The following is a 16,178-nucleotide window of genomic DNA, read 5'->3' as shown; positions in this document are numbered from 1 at the left end:
ACTAAGGCGGTACAGATCGCATCCGTGACACAACGGACACCACGGTTCCGCGACGGCCGGATCGGAGGTCCACCCCTCAGATGACCTGGGGATCGGCCCCGTGCTCACTCGTCATCTCGCGGCCGGCGAGAGCCCATGCCTGCATACCGCCCGTGACGTTGGTGGCCTGCCAGCCGGCCTCATTAAGAGCCTGGACCGCCTGAGCGGAACGGCCGCCCGAACGGCAGACGACGTAGATCTGCCGATCTTGCGGTACCTCCCCGGCACGCTGGGCGAGCTCGTGCAGCGGTATGTGGACCGCGTCCAACGCGTGGCCGGCCTGCCACTCGTCCAACTCCCGGACATCGAGCAGGTAGCCGTCGCCCGGGACCGAGCCGACCTCCACCATCGGCACGTTCACACCAAACACCAGGAACCTCTCCTACCTAACATTGTGTCCCGGACGGTTCTCCGGAAGGAACCCCAGAATGTTCCCTCGCGTCGGACAGGGTATGCGCAAGCACATCTCAGCGACCGCGCTGCCCCGCCTCGCTACGATCGCGGCCATAGGCTTCCTGGTCGCGGGCTGTGGTGGCGGCGCAGACGAGGGCGCACCACCGGAAGACGACGCTCCCGCGACCGAAAGCCCCGAAGGACAGGACCGCGACGAGACACCCGGGGGAGAGGGCGATTCGGACGGGGCCGCCCCGGAAACCGAACTGACCATCGAGCTCTCCCTGGACGAAGAGGCCGGAGCCGGAGAGACCCCCGAAGGCTTCGAGGAGGGGACCTGGACGCTGACCTGCTCTCCTGCGGGTGGTGACCACCCCGACCCCGAGGCGGCCTGCGCCGACCTGGAGGAGGCCGGCGAGGAGGCCTTCGAGGAGATCCCCGACGACCAGGTCTGCACCGAGATCTATGGCGGTCCCGAGACCGCGCGGGTCAGCGGGCATGTCGGCGGCACTGAGGTCGACACCGAGTTCAACAAGTCCGGCGGCTGCGAGATCGACCGTTACAAGGAGATGGGGGCCGTGCTGGAGCCGTAGCCGGCTCCCTCAACGGGGCACGTCCCAGAACGCGATCTCGTGCCGCATGCCCTGGAGGAACAACTCCTCGGCACGCTCGGGCGCCGGTCCCGCTTCGTCGAGCATCTGCGCGCAGCGGCGGGTGAGTTCGGCGAAACCGGGATCGGCGTAGACCTCGATCCACCGCCGGTAGCGCGGATCGGCCGGCGCGTGTTCGGCGAGCTCCTGCCCGAGCGTGGAATACCCCCACATGCAGGGGTAGAGCGCGGCCAGTCCGTCGCCGTAGTCGGCCGCCGACTCCAGTAGCCACGACGTGTAGGCGGCGCACTCGGGCCCCTTGACGGCCCCGTCCAGGTCGGCCTGGAACTCCCCGGCCAGCGAGCGGTGCAGGTCGAGCTCGTCGTGCAGGGTGGAATGCGCGAGATCCACCAGGTCGGCGAGATGCTCCTGGGGAGCCTGCCAGGCGAGCCGGGCGAACACGCGGATGTAGTCCAGCAGGTAGAGATAATCCTGCTCCAGCCATGCCCGGAACACACGCTCGTCAAGATCGCCCCTGGCGATCCCGGCGACGGTCGGATGCCGCAACTGCTCCTCGATCAGGGGCCGCCCGATGGCGTGCAGCCGTTCACTGAGTCCCATCCGGGCCAGTCTGCCATGCGGCGCGAGAAGGCCTGCTGGTGAGAGACCGGAACGAAGTAGCCCCCGCCCACGGCTGTGACGCTACCCACACGCACCGGCCCGGCAGACGAAAAAGACCCCGACCTCCCTTGAAGAAGGCCGGGGTCCGAAGAACCTGGTGACACCGTGTGGGCGAGGAGGGATTTGAACCCTCACGTCCTTTCGGACACACGGACCTGAACCGTGCGCGTCTACCGTTCCGCCACCCGCCCGAGTGACATATACCTGGAGTGTCGCCAGTTGCCGGAAGGCCGGGTTCTCAGTTGCCGTCCCCCGGCGACAGAGACAAGGCTAGCACGGTCACGACATCGGTCATGCACACCTTTTTCACGTCCCTCCGGTACCCCCTCGCGGAGGGACGGCGGGCGTGCGTGCGACCAAGGAAGCTATATGCCCGGTTACGATCGTCATTACATCCGGAGTGGAGTAAGGGAGGAACCTCGTGGGAGTGCTACAGCGCTTCGAGCGTCGGCTTGAAGGCATATTCGAAGGCACCTTCGCGCGGGTCTTCAAGTCGGAACTCCAGCCTGTCGAGGTGGCAAGCGCCGTCCAACGCGAAATGGACGAGCGCGCGGCGATCGTCGCCCAAGGACGGACCCTGGTCCCCAACGACTTCGTCGTGGAACTCTCGGGCACGGACAGGGAGCGTTTGGAGGTCTACGCGGACAGCCTCGGTCAAGAGCTGTCGAAACTGGCCCGGGACTACGCCACTGAGCAGGGGTATTCTTTCGTCGGCCCGGTGCGGGTCCATTTCCAGACCGAGGACGACCTGCAGACCGGGCGGTTCCGCATCCGCTCGGGCGTCATCCGCGGCTCCACCGTGGAGAGCGGTGAGATCCGGCAACCGGTCAGCGACCAGCCACGCGGTAACCAGCAGCATGGGCAGCCGCGGCTGCTGATCTCCCCCGGCGGGGCCGTCCAGAACACCAGCCCGGCCGGTCAGGGCCAGCAGCAGTCCTTCGAACTCAACGCGCAGGTCACGCTGCTCGGCCGGGGGACCGACTGCGACCTCAGGTTGGTCGACAACGGCGTTTCGCGGCATCATGCCGAGATCCGGGTGGAGGACGACGAAGCCGTCCTCGTGGATCTCGGGTCCACCAACGGCACGTTCGTCAACGGCCAGCAGGTGAAACGGGCGCGCCTGGTGGACGGGACCCGGGTGAGCCTGGGACGCACCACCATGACCTTCCGCCGCGACTGAACCGCGAGAAGAATCGCAAACCGGAACCGCCCTCCCGGCGTCTGAAGGGGGTGGGGCCGAACTCACAAGAGCACATCGTCAAACTGAAACAGGTGCCGGACCCTCCGCAAGGAGGGAACCAATCGGGCAGAATGATCGCGTCCGTTGGTTACGTTCGGCTGCCCGGGACGATCTCAGGGGGTTCGAGGCCGAGAAGACGCGGTGGCGGCGCCGATGACCGCTACTCGCCAGAGCACGACAGGGGCTGAAGAGCAGTTCGATGTCCGAAGTCACCCTCATATTCATCAAGATCGTGTTCCTTTCGGTGCTGTGGCTCTTCGTGCTCATGGCCGTCGGGGTGATCCGCACCGACCTGCTCGGCCCTTCTCCGGAGAAGAGCAAACGAGCCAAGCAGTCGGAACCGCGCCGCTCGTCCGCCCCGCGTGCCCCTCGCGGCCGGCGCAACGAGCCGCGCTCTCTTGTCGTCACCAAGGGGCCGTTGGCCGGTACCAGCCTCAACCTCACCTCCCAGCCCATCGTCATCGGACGGGCTAAGGACTCGACGCTGGTCATCAACGATGACTACGCTTCCGGCCGACACGCGCGCATCTTCTCCGACCAGGGCAAGTGGATCGTGGAGGATCTCGGTTCGACCAACGGCACATACCTCGGTCAGCAGCGCCTGACCAACCCCCAGCCAATTTCGGTGGGGCAGCCCATCCGCATCGGCAAAACCGTCCTGGAACTGCGCAAATGACAATCGCTCTCCGATACGCGGCGTACTCCGACGTAGGATGCCTCCGCGAAGGCAACGAAGACTCCGCGTACGCCGGCCCGTACCTCCTCGCGGTCGCCGATGGGATGGGTGGATACGCAGGCGGCGAGATCGCGAGCTCGCTCGCGATCTCGACACTGATGTCGCTCGACGATGACGTCCCCAGCGCCGAAGAGATGGCCGGGTCGCTGCAGCAGGCCGTGGAGACCGCCAACGGCGCCGTGTCCCAGCGGGTCACCGAGGAGCCCCGGCTGGAGAACATGGGGACCACCCTGACCGCGATGCTGTGGTCGGGCCCGCGCGTCGCTCTCATCCACATCGGCGACTCCCGGGCCTACCTGCTGCGCGAAGGGGAGTTCGGCCAGATCACCCACGATCACACCCTCGTACAGACCCTCGTCGACGAAGGAAAGATCACCGAGGAGGAGGCCGAAAGCCACCCCCAGCGCTCCCTTCTGCTGCGCGCGCTGGACGGCCGCAACCAGGTCGAACCGGACATCTCCATCCTCGAAGCCAAGGTCGGCGACCGCTACCTGCTCTGCTCCGACGGCCTTTCCGGTGTCGTCAGCAAGGAGACCATCCAGGAGACGCTTGTCGCGGAAGAGCACCCGGACGCCGCCGCCCGAAGACTGATCGACCTCGCCAACCGCGGCGGCGGCCCCGACAACATCACCGCAGTGGTCGCCGACGTCATCGACACCGCGACCTCTCCCGTCGGGCCCATGCAGGAACCGGCCGTCGTCGGCGCCGCCGACCAGCGGCGCGAACCCATTATGACCCCGGACACCCCCGCGGGTCGGGCGCAGAACCTGAAGCGCGGCTCCGGCGACACCGCGGAGATGGACCGGATCCCCGGAATCGGCTCCGAACCCGACTCCGAACCGGAGCCGGAACGGCGCACCAAGAAGTGGTGGCCAATGGTGCTGACGTTCGTGGTGATCGTGGGCGTCATCGCTGTGGCCGGTTTCTTCTTCGCCCGGATGTACCTCGCCGGACAGTACTTCATCGGCCCCTCGGAGAACGGCGAGAACGTAGCCATCTACCAGGGCATCGACAGCGACGTCGCCGGATACGAACTCGCCGAACAGATCGACGACACCGGTGTGCAACTGGATATGCTGCCCGCCAATGAGCGCGAGATCGTCAGCCAGAGCATCAACTTCAACAGCCGCGAAGAGGCCGACGCCCGCGTCGAGTCCCTCCGCGAGACCGCAGCGGGCTGCGAGGCCGATCCCGCCTCCTGCGGGTTGGAGGAACCGCAGGAGGACCGGCCGGAGACCGAGACCGATGCCGATACAGCCCAGGACGCCCGAAACCAGAGCGAGCAGGACCCCGACCCCACCAGCGGGCCGGGTGAGCCCGCCGGAGGGCAGTGATGAACGCGCCAAGTACCGGACCAGCAACGTTACCGCCGATCAAACGGCGCAACGCTGAACTCGTCATGCTCCTTCTGGCGCTGGGGATCTCACTCGGCGCCTTCGCCGCCGCCGGCCTCGCTCTGAACGAGCGCATCCCCGGCGGCATGTTCGGGTACGGGTTCACGTTCGGCGGCCTGGCCATCGGGGTGCACGCGGCGCTGCGCTTCATCGCCCCTTACGCCGACCCGCTGATCCTGCCGTGCGGAATCTTCCTGAACGGTCTCGGCCTGTCGATGGTGTGGCGGCTCAACCAGGGCGAGGAAGGAGAGCACGCCGGCGTCGGCATGCAGTTGACCTGGGCCGCCATCGGCATGGTGCTGTGCCTGCTCATCCTGTTCTTCCTCAAGGAACCGCGCGTCCTGCAGCGCTACCCCTACATCACGCTGCTGCTGGCCATCGTGCTGCTCGCCTCGCCTATGACGCCCGTCCTCGGCCAAGAGGTCCTGGGCGCCCGCCGCTGGATCGGCATCGGCGGTTTCACGCTGCAGCCCTCGGAGTTCGCCAAGATCGCACTGGTCGTCTTCCTCTCGGGCTACCTCGTGATGAAACGGGATGTACTCTCGCTGGCCAGCAAGGAGTTCAAGGTCGGACCGTTCAAGGTCCTCGACCTGCCCCGGATGCGCGACATGGGCCCCATGGTCGTCGCCTGGTGCATAGCGATCCTGATCCTGGTCGGCACCAAGGACCTTGGCACCTCACTGCTGATGTTCGGCACCTTCCTGGCGATGATCTACGCCGCGACCCAGCGTTCCTCGTGGGTCATCATCGGCATCGTCATGTTCCTGGCCGGCGCGACCGCCGCGTGGGCGATCTTCTGGCACGTACAGCAGCGCGTGACGATCTGGCTCGACCCGTTCAACCCCGAGGTCATCGATGCCGTGGGCGGCAGTTTCCAGCTGGTCCAAGGCCTCTTCGGGCTGGCGGAGGGCGGCGTGCTCGGCACCGGGTTGGGCCAGGGCCAACCGGACACCATCTTCGCCGCCGACAGCGACCTCATCCTCGTCTCCTTCGGTGAGGAGCTCGGGCTGACCGGTCTCATGGCGATCGTCGTGGTGATCTTCCTGCTGTGCGAACGGGGATTGCGGGTGGCCCTGGCCTCGCGCGAGCTGTTCGTCAAAATGATGGCCACCGGTATCGCGTTCGTCATCGCCTTCCAGGTGTTCATCACGATGGGCGGGGTCACCCGGCTGATCCCGCTCACCGGTATGACCACGCCGTTCTTGTCCGCCGGCGGGTCGTCGCTGATGGCGAGCTGGATCATGCTCGGCTTGCTGCTGCGCATGAGTGACAACGCCCGGCGCCCCGCTCCCCAGGCCATCCAGGACGAGGGAATGACGCAGGTGATCTCGCGATGAACAAGCCGATCCGCCGCCTCGCGGTCTTCTGCATGGTGCTGTTCGGCGCGCTACTGATCAACGCCAACTACCTGCAGGCCATCAACGCGGAGAACCTGCGCGAGCATCCCCGGAACGCACGGCAGACCGCCCGGCAGTTCGACGCCGCACGCGGGTCGATCATCGTCGGCAACGAGCAGATCGCCTACTCCGAGCCGACCGGGGACGACAGCGCATACGACTACCAGCGCCGCTACAAGAGCTCCGAGGAGTACGCGCACCTGACGGGCTTCTACTCGCTCTACAACGCAACCGGCATCGAGAGCGCGGAGAACTCGATGCTCAACGGCTCCGACAACCGGCTCGCCGTGAGCAACTTCATGGACACCATCACGGGCGAGGAGGTCCAAGGCGCCAGCGTCGAGCTCACCATCAACCCGGACGCCCAGGAGGCGGCCTTCGCCGGACTGCGCAGCGTCGGCAAGAACGGCGCCGCGGTGGCGCTCGACCCGTCCACCGGCGCTGTTCTCGCCTCGGCCTCGCTGCCGACCTACGACGCCAACCCGCTGTCCCACCACGATCCCTCCGAGGTCGTGGCGGAGTACGAACGTCTCGACGAGGACGAGGACAAGCCACTGCTCGACCGGGCGCTGAACCAAAGGTACCCACCGGGGTCCACGTTCAAGATCGTCACCGCCGCCGCCGCACTGGAGGACGGTGCGACGCCGGACAGCACCCAGCCCGCGCCGGCGACCTACAACATGCCGGCCGGCGGCACGATGCCGAACGCCAGCGGCGGGGCATGCAACGGCGGAGACCCGGACACCCTGCAGCACTCCATCGAGATCTCCTGCAACACCTCGATGGGACACTGGGCCGTGGAGCTCGGGGAGGACAAGATGGCCCAACAGGCAGAGGCTTTCGGCCTCGACGGCGGGGAGATGCAGATCCCGCTGACCGTCTCCGAGAGCTCATACCCCCGGGGCCTGGACGACAGCCAGCTCGCCCAGACCGGAATCGGCCAGTTCGATGTCGCGGCCACCCCGCTGCAGATGGCGATGGTCGCGGGCGGGGTCGCCAACGGGGGCGACGTCATGAAGCCCTACCTGATCGATACAGTGCAGAGCTCCGACCTCACCGAACTCGAAACGGCGAACCCCGAGGTCCTGTCACAGGCCGTGAGCTCTTCGACCGCGAGCGACCTGACCGACATGATGGTGGAGGTCACCCAAGGCGACGAGGGAAGCGGCAAGAACGGAGCCATCTCGGGAATCGAGGTCGCCGGCAAGACCGGTACCGCGGAAACCGGCGAGGGCCCCACCCACAACTGGTTCATCTCCTTCGCACCGGCCGATGATCCGCAGGTCGCGGTGGCCGTCGTCATCGAAAACGGTGGCGGCAGCGGTGGCGAACTCGCCGCCCCGGTCGCGAAGTCGATCATGGAGGCAGTGATCGACGAGTGAGCGAAAACGACTCCGAATCCCCAGGCGCCTCCGGTCAGGGAGAGCTGTCCGGTACCCTCCTCAGCGGTCGCTACCGGCTCGACGAGCAGATCGGCTCGGGTGGCATGGGCACGGTGTGGCGGGCCACCGACACCCTCCTCAACCGTCCTGTCGCGGTCAAACTGCTGCACCCCGCGCAGATGGCGCAGCCCACCTCCCGGGAGCGGTTCCGCACCGAGGGCCGGATCACCGCTGGGCTGTCCCATCCCGGGATCGCGCAGGTCTTCGACTACGGCGAGCAGGACGACCGCGCGTTCCTGATCATGGAACTGGTTCCCGGCGAACCGCTGTCCTCCATCCTCCGGCGCAAAGGGGCCCTGGAACACGGCGCCACACTGGACATCGTCGTCCAGGCCGCGCAGGCGCTGGCCGCCGCGCACGCCCGGGGTGTGGTGCACCGAGACATGAAGCCGGGCAACCTGCTGGTGACCGAAGACGGTACGGTCAAGCTCACCGACTTCGGAATCGCCCGGGGCAACGAGTCGGTGACCCTCACGCAGACCGGCATGGTCATGGGAACGGCCCAATACATCTCGCCAGAGCAGGCCTCCGGCGGCTCGGCCACCTTCGCCTCCGACATCTACGCGCTCGGAGTGGTCGCCTACGAGTGCCTGGCAGGGCGCCCTCCGTTCACCGCCGACACCCCCTTGGCGCTGGCACTCGCGCACACCAGGGAGCCTCCGCCGCCGTTGCCGGAGGAGATACCGCCCCAGCTGAGCGCGTTCGTGGATCGGCTCCTGGAGAAAACCCCCGACCAGCGCCCCTCCTCCGCCGGAGAGGTCGCCCATCTCGCGCAGCGGCTGCGCACCGGGGTGGGGGTTGTCGATGCCACCACAGCCATGGATCTCACGGACCCCGGACAGACCATGGTCGCCAGTGCCGGCGGGAGCGGCGCCGGCCCGTCCACTCAGCCCACGTCCTTCGATCCGCGCCGTACACAGCCGGGCCGGGCCGCTGCACCGCGTACCGGAGCACCAGCCGACGACGGTTCCTCCGATAGGCTTGCCGAGCAGTCCGACAAGAGAACCCGCCCGAGCCTGGCGGTGGTGCTCGCGGTACTCGCAGCCGCAACGGTCCTAGTCAGTGGGGTTGTTCTGGCCGGATGGCTGTGGGGAGGGACAGAGCCCGACGAGACCGTGGGCGACAGACAACCGGAGACCTCCGAAAGCCCGTCCCCCACAAACGACGATCCCAATACCGAAGAACCCGCCGTCGACCCGGACACCGGGTTCGAGGAACCCGAAATCCCAGAGGAACCGCCCCCTGAGACGACGGAAGCACCGACACAGGAAGCGCCGCAGGAACCGACCTCCCCGCCTGAGAACGGGCAGACCTCGCCGGAGGAGTCCCAAGATCCCGGTGACGGCAATGGCGGTGGTGGCGAGCAGGAAGAAGGCCAGGAACAGGAGAATGGCGAACCCCCCGATCCCGGGGGCGACGCCGACGGGGACGGTACGGGGGATGAGTGACAAGGCAGTACGCACCCGACCTCACTAGGTGACATGGGCTCTCCCCCATCACCGTGGAGAGATACGAGGAACAGTTCACGACATGTCTCAGCCCCGGCTACTCGGTGGCCGCTACCAACTCGACGGTGTCATCGGGCGTGGCGGCATGGCCGAGGTCTACCGCGCTCGCGACCAGCGTCTCGAGCGGCTCGTGGCGGTCAAGTCACTCCGGCACGATCTCGCCCGCGACCACACCTTCCAGGCCAGGTTCCGCCGCGAGGCGCAGTCAGCAGCCTCGCTGAACCACCCCTCGATCATCGCCGTATACGACACCGGCGAGGACATGGTCGACGGCGTGGCCATGCCCTACATCGTCATGGAGTACGTCGAGGGGCGGACCCTCAAAGAACTACTCGACGACGACCGCCGTCTGCTGCCCGAGCGCACCGCCGAGATCGTTGACGGCATCCTTCGGGCGCTGGAGTACAGCCACCGCAACGGCATCGTGCACCGGGACATCAAGCCCGCCAACGTCATGCTGACCCGGCAGGCCGAGGTCAAGGTCATGGACTTCGGCATCGCGCGGGCCACGGACGACTCCCAGGTCACGATGACGCAGACGTCGCAGGTCATCGGTACGGCCCAGTACCTCTCCCCGGAGCAGGCCCGCGGCGAGCGGGTGGACGCCCGCAGCGACATCTACTCGACCGGCTGCGTGCTGTACGAGCTGCTCACCGGTGGCCCCCCGTTCACCGGCGACTCCCCGGTCTCCATCGCCTACCAGCACGTGCGTGAGGACCCTGTTCCACCTACCGAGCTCGATCCGGAGATCCCCGAGTGGCTCGAGGCCGTCGCGTTGCGGGCCATGGCCAAGGACCGCGAAGAGCGGTACCAGAGCGCCGAGGAAATGCGGGAGGACATCCAGCGCGGGCTGCAGGGCATGCCGACCGCCGCCGCAACGACCGCGTTGCCCGCCGTGAACAACCGGCCGGCTGACGACTACGACGACTACGACGATTACGACGACCGGCGGCGCGACGGCAACGGTGCGAAGGCGGCACTGTGGGTGCTGCTCGCGCTGGCCGTCCTCGCGGCCCTGGTCTTCGCCGGCTGGCTGCTCATGTCCGGTAGCGCGGACACCGTGGAAGTCCCCGATGTCGCGGACACCCCGCAGGACGAAGCCGAACAGACGCTGAACAACGCCGGGTTCACCGATGTCGACATCGAGGAGCGCAACGACGACGACATCGAGGAGGGCAACGCGATCGAGACCGATCCCCCGGCCGGCGACGATGTCACCGAGGGGTCGTCGATCACGCTCGTCGTCTCGACGGGCCCGGGGAGCCTCGAAGTCCCGGATGTTACGGGCATGACCCTGGACGAGGCGACCCAAGAGCTCCAGGACTCGGATTTCCAGATCGGCTCCACGTCGGAGGAGGCGTCCGACGAGGTCGAGGAGGGCAAGGTCATCCGGACGGCCCCTGAGGCCGGCAGCAGTGCCGACCCGGAGACCGCTGTCGACATCTGGATTTCCGAAGGCCCCCAAACCGTCGAGGTTCCCGATCTCGACGGTTTGACGCAGGGGCAGGCCGATGCCGCACTCCGGGAGAAGGGTCTGGAGGCGTCCTTCGAGGAGCAGGAGAACGGCGACGAAGCCGCTGGGCGGGTGATCGGCCAGAACCCGGAGACGGGCAACGAGGTCGAGCCGGGGACCACCGTCACCGTGACGCTGGCCAAGGCGCCCGGGGGTGATCAGGGCAATGGCAACGGAAACGGCAATGGGAACCAGCCTCCCGGGCAGGAGCCGCCACCAGGGGAGGACCCGCCGGAGCTGCCGATCCCGCCCGGAGAAGACGGTGACGATGGTGACGGCGATGGTGACGGGGACGGGGACGGGCAGAACAACCGGCGGAGCCTACTGTGGAGTCCCGGTTAGCCGGCCGGAACCAGGTCTTTCGTAGGCCGCAGGGTCCCGCACGGTTCTCAGTGCGGGACCCTTTCCGTTGGCGGAGGCGGCCCCGACGCGACCGTCCCCGAAAAGTCCCGGAGACTCATGGGGCGGGCGTAGACTGAGGGGCGCGTCCCGCTTAAATCCAAGCCCACCGTTTTGGAGCAGCGACCGTGCCCAAATCCAGCAACGATCGCAAGAAGAAGGCTGTTTACACCCCGCCGTCGTCCTCGGTGAAGCCGAAGGTCAGCCCGCGTTGGCTGGCGCCGACAATGATCGCGTCCTTCCTTCTCGGCGTCCTGTGGATCGGGGTGTACTACATCGCCGGTGCGAAGGTCCCCTACATGCAGGACCTCGAAAACTGGAATCTGCTCATCGGCTTTAGCGGAATCATCATCGCCGTACTGTTGTCCACACGCTGGCACTAGCCGCGTTTTTCCAGTTCACTAAGCTCTTCAGCCATTTATCCACAACGGGCGGCACAACTGTCCACACAGTTATCCACAAGCTGTGGGTAGCTGTGTTCGATACGCCCGCAACGCGGCCGCGCACCGGGCATGACGCTCCGACGACCAGGGCCTGGGATCCGACGAATCCCAGGCCCTGCTGTATGCGATGGCGTGTCAGCCGAGCGCGAAAACCGCCCCCGCCACGGCCAATGCCAGGAGCAGCACCGCGAACCCGGCCGTCGCCACGACGTGCACGAGCGTCCGGGCCTGCGGCGACCCACCGTTCTGCGCGGTTGGCAGGTAGCTGTACACCGCCCCCAGGAGCAGGCCGCTCACCAAACCTCCGATATGCGCGGTCCAGGAGATCTGCGGCACGAGGAATGTGAACACCAGGTTCACCGCGACCAGGACGAGCAGGAAGCGGGTGTCCAACCGCAGCCTGCGGCTCATCACGAGGATCGCGCCGACCAGGCCGAAGATCGCGCCCGAAGCTCCGACGGAGAGCTGACCCAGCGGGGACGCCAACAGAGTGAGGACCGACCCCCCCAGAGCACTGAGCAGCCACAGGGACAGGTAGCGGCCGTGCCCAAGCGCCGCTTCGAGCTGTCGCCCGAAGACGAACAGCACGAATCCGTTGAGCAGCAGGTGCCCGATACCGCCGTGCAGGAAGGCCGCGGTGATCATGCGATACCACTCGCCCATGGCCACCGGCGCGCCCGCCATGCCAAAGGCACCCGTTACCTGGGGATCGGCCATCTGCACGACGAATCCCAGCCCCATGAGAACGAGCAGGACGTAGGTGACGTACGGGGCGGTCGTCACCTTCCCGCCGAATACGGTGCGCGCCTGCCGAATGCCCCTCTGGCCGTCGGCGACGCACTCCACGCACTGGTGCCCCACAGCGGCCTCACGCATGCAGTCGGGGCAGATGTGCTTCTCACAGCGGGTGCACCGCACATAGGCCTCCCGCTTGGGATGCCGGTAGCACGTGGGCACCTCGCGCGCCCCGGGATCGGGCTGCGGTGGCGGAGAGGAGGTCATGCGCGGTCGGCCCTAGCCCCGTTCGATTTCGACGGAGGAGATGGCGACGTCCTCCAGCGGGCGGTCCTGCGGGTTGGTCGGAACCTTGGCGATCGCCTCGACGACATCGCTGCCCTCGACGACCTCACCGAAGATCGTGTGCTTGCCGTTCAGCCAGTTGGGCGTGCCCACGGTGATGAAGAACTGCGAGCCGTTGGTGCCGGGCCCCGCGTTCGCCATGGCCAGCAGGTACGGGCGGTCGAACTTCAGCGAGTCGTGGAACTCGTCCTTGAACTTGTATCCGGGACCGCCGCGGCCGTTTCCCAGAGGGTCGCCGCCCTGGACCATGAACGTGTCGATGACCCGGTGGAAGATCGTGCCGTCGTACAGCTTGGCGTTGGTGGGTTGACCGGTGTTCGGGTTCACCCACTGCTTCGTCCCCTCGGCGAGGCCGACGAAGTTCTCGACCGTCTCGGGCGCCTCCTGAGCGAAGAGTTTGACGACGATCGTTCCCATGGTGGTGTTCAGGCGCGCACGAACCTGACCATTGACGTCGGACACCTGGGTGCCTTTCCGTTGCGATTACTTACGCCCCTACGTTACCGGTCCCCGGCCTCGCCGCCCTCCGTTCCCCTGCTGCACTGGTGGGCCGACTCCGGCATCGCGTGTCGAAACAGTGGCGGACGGACGGAGAGGACGTATGTTGAGATAACACACCAGTAACGAGTCACAGTGCTCTCCGAACCGGGTTCACGCATAGGACGGGCGGAAGCGGGCAGGGGGCATCTGGAACCGCGATCTCAAAGGAGGTTCACGTGGGCACCAAATCGAAACGCCCCAGCAAGAACGACTTCGAGACGGAAGCGGCAGTGGCCCGGCTGCAGGAGTTCGCCCGCGAACAGGCCGAAAGACTCGGCCCATACGCTGATCAGGCCAAGGCGACCGCGGCCGACCGACTACACAAGGCACGGGGTTGGACCGCACCGCGGCTGGAGGTCGCGGCGCACCGTGTCGAGGACACTGTTGCTCCACGCGTAGCCGACCTCCTCATCACCGCTGCACACCGGGTCGAGCCGAACAGGACCAAGCGCGGCCTCATGGTCGCCCGGCGGAACGGGCGCCGCGTCCCGAGTGTGATGGTCTTCGCCGGCGTTGCGACGCTCGGCGCATTCGCCGTTTACGGCGCGCTGAAACTGCGCCAGGCGACCCAGGACGCGGAGTGGCAGGAGAACCTCGACCAGGCCCGTGAGCAGGTACGCGAGACCCGTGAGCAGCTCACGGCGAAGGCCAAGGACGCCAAGAACAGGGTCAGCCGCGCGGCCGAGAGCGCAAAGGTCCAAGGCGAAGAGAAGACCGACGCGGCCGATTCGAAGGAGGCGACCCAGGACCTCAACGGTCGCATCAAGAAATGACCGGGACGCCGGACCGCCGGCATCGCCGTCATCCGCGGCCCCGCTGAGCTCAGCGGGGCCGCTCGTGTGTACGGGCGCCGTCGGTACTACTCGTCCTTGACGGGGCGCCAGGTGAAGGGGTACTTCCAGTTGCCTCCCATCAGGGAGGCCAGCCCCGCGATCATGGGCAGGAAGAGCCATCCGAGCAGCATGAACACCCAGGCGATGAGGGGCAGCACCAGCCAGGACAAAAACCACAGCACGATCGTCCCGACGATGAAGGTGAGCTGGAAGTTCAGCGCCTCGATGGCGTGCCTGCGCACGAAGGCGGAATTCTTGCCGCTGACCAGCAGGATAGCGAGAGGGCCGAGCGCCGTGAGGAAGTAGCCGGAGACGTGGCCGGCCAGTGCCGCTACGCGTTCCCCGCTGTTCGGCCGCGGCTCGGGCTCGCGTGCTCGGGGGGTGAACGCCTGGGTTCCCTCCGGAACGAGGTCACTGAGCAGTGGTTCCAGGTCGGCGCGGACCTTGGCGCTCATCGCGAGGCCGAGGCGCTCATCGAACTCCTCCGAGTCAAGCCGCCCCTCGGCGTATGCCTCCTTCAGCAGGTCGGCCACCGCGTCGCGATCGGCGTGCGTTAGACGCAGATACTGGTTGTGCCGCCCGCGCTGCGGGACCGGCCGTCCGCGACCGTACGGGCTGGGCGGAGGTGTCGGGTTCTGCACAGCCACTCTCACTCCTAACGGTGTCGGCCGGCGACGGGCCGAGGGCGGGACGCTCGGCTCCACCTACCATCATGCGCCCTCGCTCCGTGCCCGCACCATGGGGTACGTCCCTGAGCCGTCCCTGATTCCCATTCAGGGAACCGATCGGAGCGCCGCCCGCATTCCGCCGACCCCGATTCCGGCTGCCGGCGACCGCGGTTTCCGGCGACGCATACCACCCCGGTACTTGGTAAGCATGCCTTAGGAGCAGACGTTCTGACCGGTTTCCGCTCATACCATCCGGAGAGGAGGGAGAGTCCGACGCCGGCCGTCCCGGAACCACCGGACTCGCCACGCATGGAATTCGGCGTGTGCACGTTCATCACCGACGAGGGCATCGGGGCGGCCGAACTCGGCCGCGCAGTGGAGGAACGAGGACTGGAGTCGCTGTTCGTCGCCGAACACAGCCACATCCCCGCCAGTCGCGAGACCCCGTTTCCGCCGGGCGGCGAACTGCCCGGCAAGTACTACCGGACGTTGGACCCCTTCGTCGCGCTCTCCGCCGCCGCGGCCGTCACCCACCGGATCCTCGTGGGCACCGGCATCGCGCTGCTGATTCAGCGCGATGCCATCATGGTGGCGAAAGAGTCCGCCTCGCTCGACCATGTCAGCGGGGGCCGTTTCGTCCTGGGCGTCGGGTCGGGCTGGAACCGCGAGGAGATGCGCAACCACGGCACCGACCCCACGAGCCGGGTCGCGCTGCTGGGCGAGCAGGTCAGTGCGATCAAGCGGATCTGGACCCGGGAGCAGGCCGAGTTCCACGGCGAGTTCGTCGATTTCGACCCCGTCTACTCGTGGCCGAAGCCCGTCCAGCGGCCGCACATCCCCGTTTGGCTGGGCGGTGAAGTGCCGACGGTTCTCGACCGTGTCATGGACTACGGGGACGGGTGGTTCCCGCGCTGGAGCGGCGCCCCCGAGCCGCTGGCGACCCGTATCGCGGAACTGCGCAAGCGCTGCGTCCAGGCGGGCAGGGCCAGGATGCCGGTCAGCGTGTTCGGTGTCCCGCCCAAGGCCGCGGACGTGGAAGCCGCGGCCGGCTTGGACGTCGAACGGCTGCTCATCCTGCTCCCGACGCTGCCCCGCGACGAATCGCTAAGGCGACTCGACGACATCGCGGCGATGGCGCGCACGGCCGAAGAAGGGTGACCGGACCGCGGTTTCTCCCGCATGGTGATCTCGCACAACGGCGGCCGTTCCCGGCGCGCGCACCGCGTGGTGTGAACCGGAACGCCGCTCCGCCGCGTGAACGTGGTCGAAAAGTTCGCCGGCT

The 16,178-nt window shown here is 67.2% G+C and carries 16 protein-coding genes and 1 tRNA gene; 11 read left to right on the top strand and 6 right to left on the bottom strand.

The window, feature by feature from the left end; translation table 11 throughout:
- Nucleotides 1-76 precede the first annotated feature (76 nt).
- Nucleotides 77-409 (bottom strand): rhodanese-like domain-containing protein, encoded by a 333-nt coding sequence (locus tag VS93_RS06920; protein ID WP_046469184.1) that lies wholly within the window; start codon nt 407-409, stop codon nt 77-79.
- Nucleotides 410-491: 82 nt separating this feature from the next.
- Here VS93_RS06920 and VS93_RS06915 point away from each other — a divergent pair, with 82 nt between their 5' ends.
- Complete coding sequence (locus tag VS93_RS06915) at nt 492-1,025, top strand: SSI family serine proteinase inhibitor (RefSeq protein WP_046469226.1); 534 nt, start codon at nt 492-494, stop codon at nt 1,023-1,025.
- Nucleotides 1,026-1,034: 9 nt separating this feature from the next.
- Here VS93_RS06915 and VS93_RS06910 read toward each other — a convergent pair whose 3' ends face one another.
- The gene (locus VS93_RS06910) at nt 1,035-1,643 is read right to left on the bottom strand and encodes a TenA family protein (protein ID WP_046469183.1); all 609 of its coding nucleotides are present in this window, start codon (nt 1,641-1,643) and stop codon (nt 1,035-1,037) included.
- A 168-nt stretch (nt 1,644-1,811) separates the two neighbouring features.
- Nucleotides 1,812-1,894, bottom strand: a tRNA-Leu gene (locus VS93_RS06905).
- A 230-nt stretch (nt 1,895-2,124) separates the two neighbouring features.
- On the opposite strand from VS93_RS06905, the gene VS93_RS06900 reads away from it, so the two are divergent.
- From VS93_RS06900 to VS93_RS06865, 8 genes are all read left to right on the top strand, one after another.
- Nucleotides 2,125-2,883, top strand: a complete 759-nt coding sequence (locus tag VS93_RS06900; RefSeq protein WP_449353790.1) for an FhaA domain-containing protein — start codon at nt 2,125-2,127, stop codon at nt 2,881-2,883.
- Between the two features lie 259 nt (nt 2,884-3,142).
- A complete protein-coding gene (locus tag VS93_RS06895; protein ID WP_046469181.1) occupies nt 3,143-3,619 on the top strand; it encodes an FHA domain-containing protein FhaB/FipA in 477 nt (158 codons plus the stop codon).
- Nucleotides 3,616-5,013, top strand: coding sequence for a Stp1/IreP family PP2C-type Ser/Thr phosphatase (locus VS93_RS06890; RefSeq protein ID WP_046469180.1), 1,398 nt, complete (start codon nt 3,616-3,618; stop codon nt 5,011-5,013). Before VS93_RS06895 ends, VS93_RS06890 begins: the two co-directional genes overlap by 4 nt.
- Nucleotides 5,010-6,410 (top strand): FtsW/RodA/SpoVE family cell cycle protein, encoded by a 1,401-nt coding sequence (locus tag VS93_RS06885; RefSeq protein ID WP_394298795.1) that lies wholly within the window; start codon nt 5,010-5,012, stop codon nt 6,408-6,410. Before VS93_RS06890 ends, VS93_RS06885 begins: the two co-directional genes overlap by 4 nt.
- Nucleotides 6,407-7,852: a peptidoglycan D,D-transpeptidase FtsI family protein gene (locus VS93_RS06880; protein ID WP_046469178.1), complete on the top strand. Its 1,446-nt coding sequence runs from the start codon at nt 6,407-6,409 to the stop codon at nt 7,850-7,852. The genes VS93_RS06885 and VS93_RS06880 overlap by 4 nt, the downstream gene beginning before the upstream one ends.
- Nucleotides 7,849-9,360 carry a serine/threonine-protein kinase gene (locus VS93_RS06875; protein ID WP_046469177.1) on the top strand — a complete coding sequence of 504 codons (1,512 nt, stop codon included), beginning with the start codon at nt 7,849-7,851 and terminating at the stop codon, nt 9,358-9,360. Before VS93_RS06880 ends, VS93_RS06875 begins: the two co-directional genes overlap by 4 nt.
- A gap of 82 nt (nt 9,361-9,442) precedes the next feature.
- Nucleotides 9,443-11,275 carry a Stk1 family PASTA domain-containing Ser/Thr kinase gene (gene pknB, locus VS93_RS06870; RefSeq protein WP_046469176.1) on the top strand — a complete coding sequence of 611 codons (1,833 nt, stop codon included), beginning with the start codon at nt 9,443-9,445 and terminating at the stop codon, nt 11,273-11,275.
- Between the two features lie 185 nt (nt 11,276-11,460).
- Entirely contained in the window at nt 11,461-11,715 is a 255-nt protein-coding gene (locus VS93_RS06865; RefSeq protein ID WP_046469175.1) for a cell division protein CrgA, read from the top strand.
- A 195-nt stretch (nt 11,716-11,910) separates the two neighbouring features.
- Here VS93_RS06865 and VS93_RS06860 read toward each other — a convergent pair whose 3' ends face one another.
- Nucleotides 11,911-12,777: a rhomboid family intramembrane serine protease gene (locus VS93_RS06860; RefSeq protein ID WP_046469174.1), complete on the bottom strand. Its 867-nt coding sequence runs from the start codon at nt 12,775-12,777 to the stop codon at nt 11,911-11,913.
- A 12-nt stretch (nt 12,778-12,789) separates the two neighbouring features.
- Entirely contained in the window at nt 12,790-13,317 is a 528-nt protein-coding gene (locus VS93_RS06855; RefSeq protein WP_046469173.1) for a peptidylprolyl isomerase, read from the bottom strand.
- 254 nt (nt 13,318-13,571) lie between these two features.
- On the opposite strand from VS93_RS06855, the gene VS93_RS06850 reads away from it, so the two are divergent.
- Entirely contained in the window at nt 13,572-14,168 is a 597-nt protein-coding gene (locus tag VS93_RS06850; RefSeq protein WP_046469172.1) for a hypothetical protein, read from the top strand.
- Between the two features lie 86 nt (nt 14,169-14,254).
- Here the strand turns inward: VS93_RS06850 and VS93_RS06845 are convergent, their stop codons facing one another.
- Nucleotides 14,255-14,875 carry a DUF1707 and DUF4870 domain-containing protein gene (locus VS93_RS06845; RefSeq protein WP_082126674.1) on the bottom strand — a complete coding sequence of 207 codons (621 nt, stop codon included), beginning with the start codon at nt 14,873-14,875 and terminating at the stop codon, nt 14,255-14,257.
- Nucleotides 14,876-15,217: 342 nt separating this feature from the next.
- On the opposite strand from VS93_RS06845, the gene VS93_RS06840 reads away from it, so the two are divergent.
- Entirely contained in the window at nt 15,218-16,054 is an 837-nt protein-coding gene (locus tag VS93_RS06840; protein ID WP_236700382.1) for an LLM class F420-dependent oxidoreductase, read from the top strand.
- Nucleotides 16,055-16,178: the final 124 nt, after the last annotated feature.

Source organism: Allosalinactinospora lopnorensis (assembly GCF_000981225.1).
Classification (GTDB): domain Bacteria; phylum Actinomycetota; class Actinomycetes; order Streptosporangiales; family Streptosporangiaceae; genus Allosalinactinospora; species Allosalinactinospora lopnorensis.
This window is presented reverse-complemented; position numbering and strand designations above follow the sequence as displayed.

Coding starts and splice junctions, on each gene's coding strand:
- VS93_RS06915 (WP_046469226.1), top strand. CDS start 492: ATGCGCAAGCACATCTCAGCGACCGCGCTGCCCCGCCTCGCTACGATC.
- VS93_RS06880 (WP_046469178.1), top strand. CDS start 6,407: ATGAACAAGCCGATCCGCCGCCTCGCGGTCTTCTGCATGGTGCTGTTC.
- VS93_RS06890 (WP_046469180.1), top strand. CDS start 3,616: ATGACAATCGCTCTCCGATACGCGGCGTACTCCGACGTAGGATGCCTC.
- pknB (WP_046469176.1), top strand. CDS start 9,443: ATGTCTCAGCCCCGGCTACTCGGTGGCCGCTACCAACTCGACGGTGTC.
- VS93_RS06910 (WP_046469183.1), bottom strand. CDS start 1,643: ATGGGACTCAGTGAACGGCTGCACGCCATCGGGCGGCCCCTGATCGAG.
- VS93_RS06895 (WP_046469181.1), top strand. CDS start 3,143: ATGTCCGAAGTCACCCTCATATTCATCAAGATCGTGTTCCTTTCGGTG.
- VS93_RS06860 (WP_046469174.1), bottom strand. CDS start 12,777: ATGACCTCCTCTCCGCCACCGCAGCCCGATCCCGGGGCGCGCGAGGTG.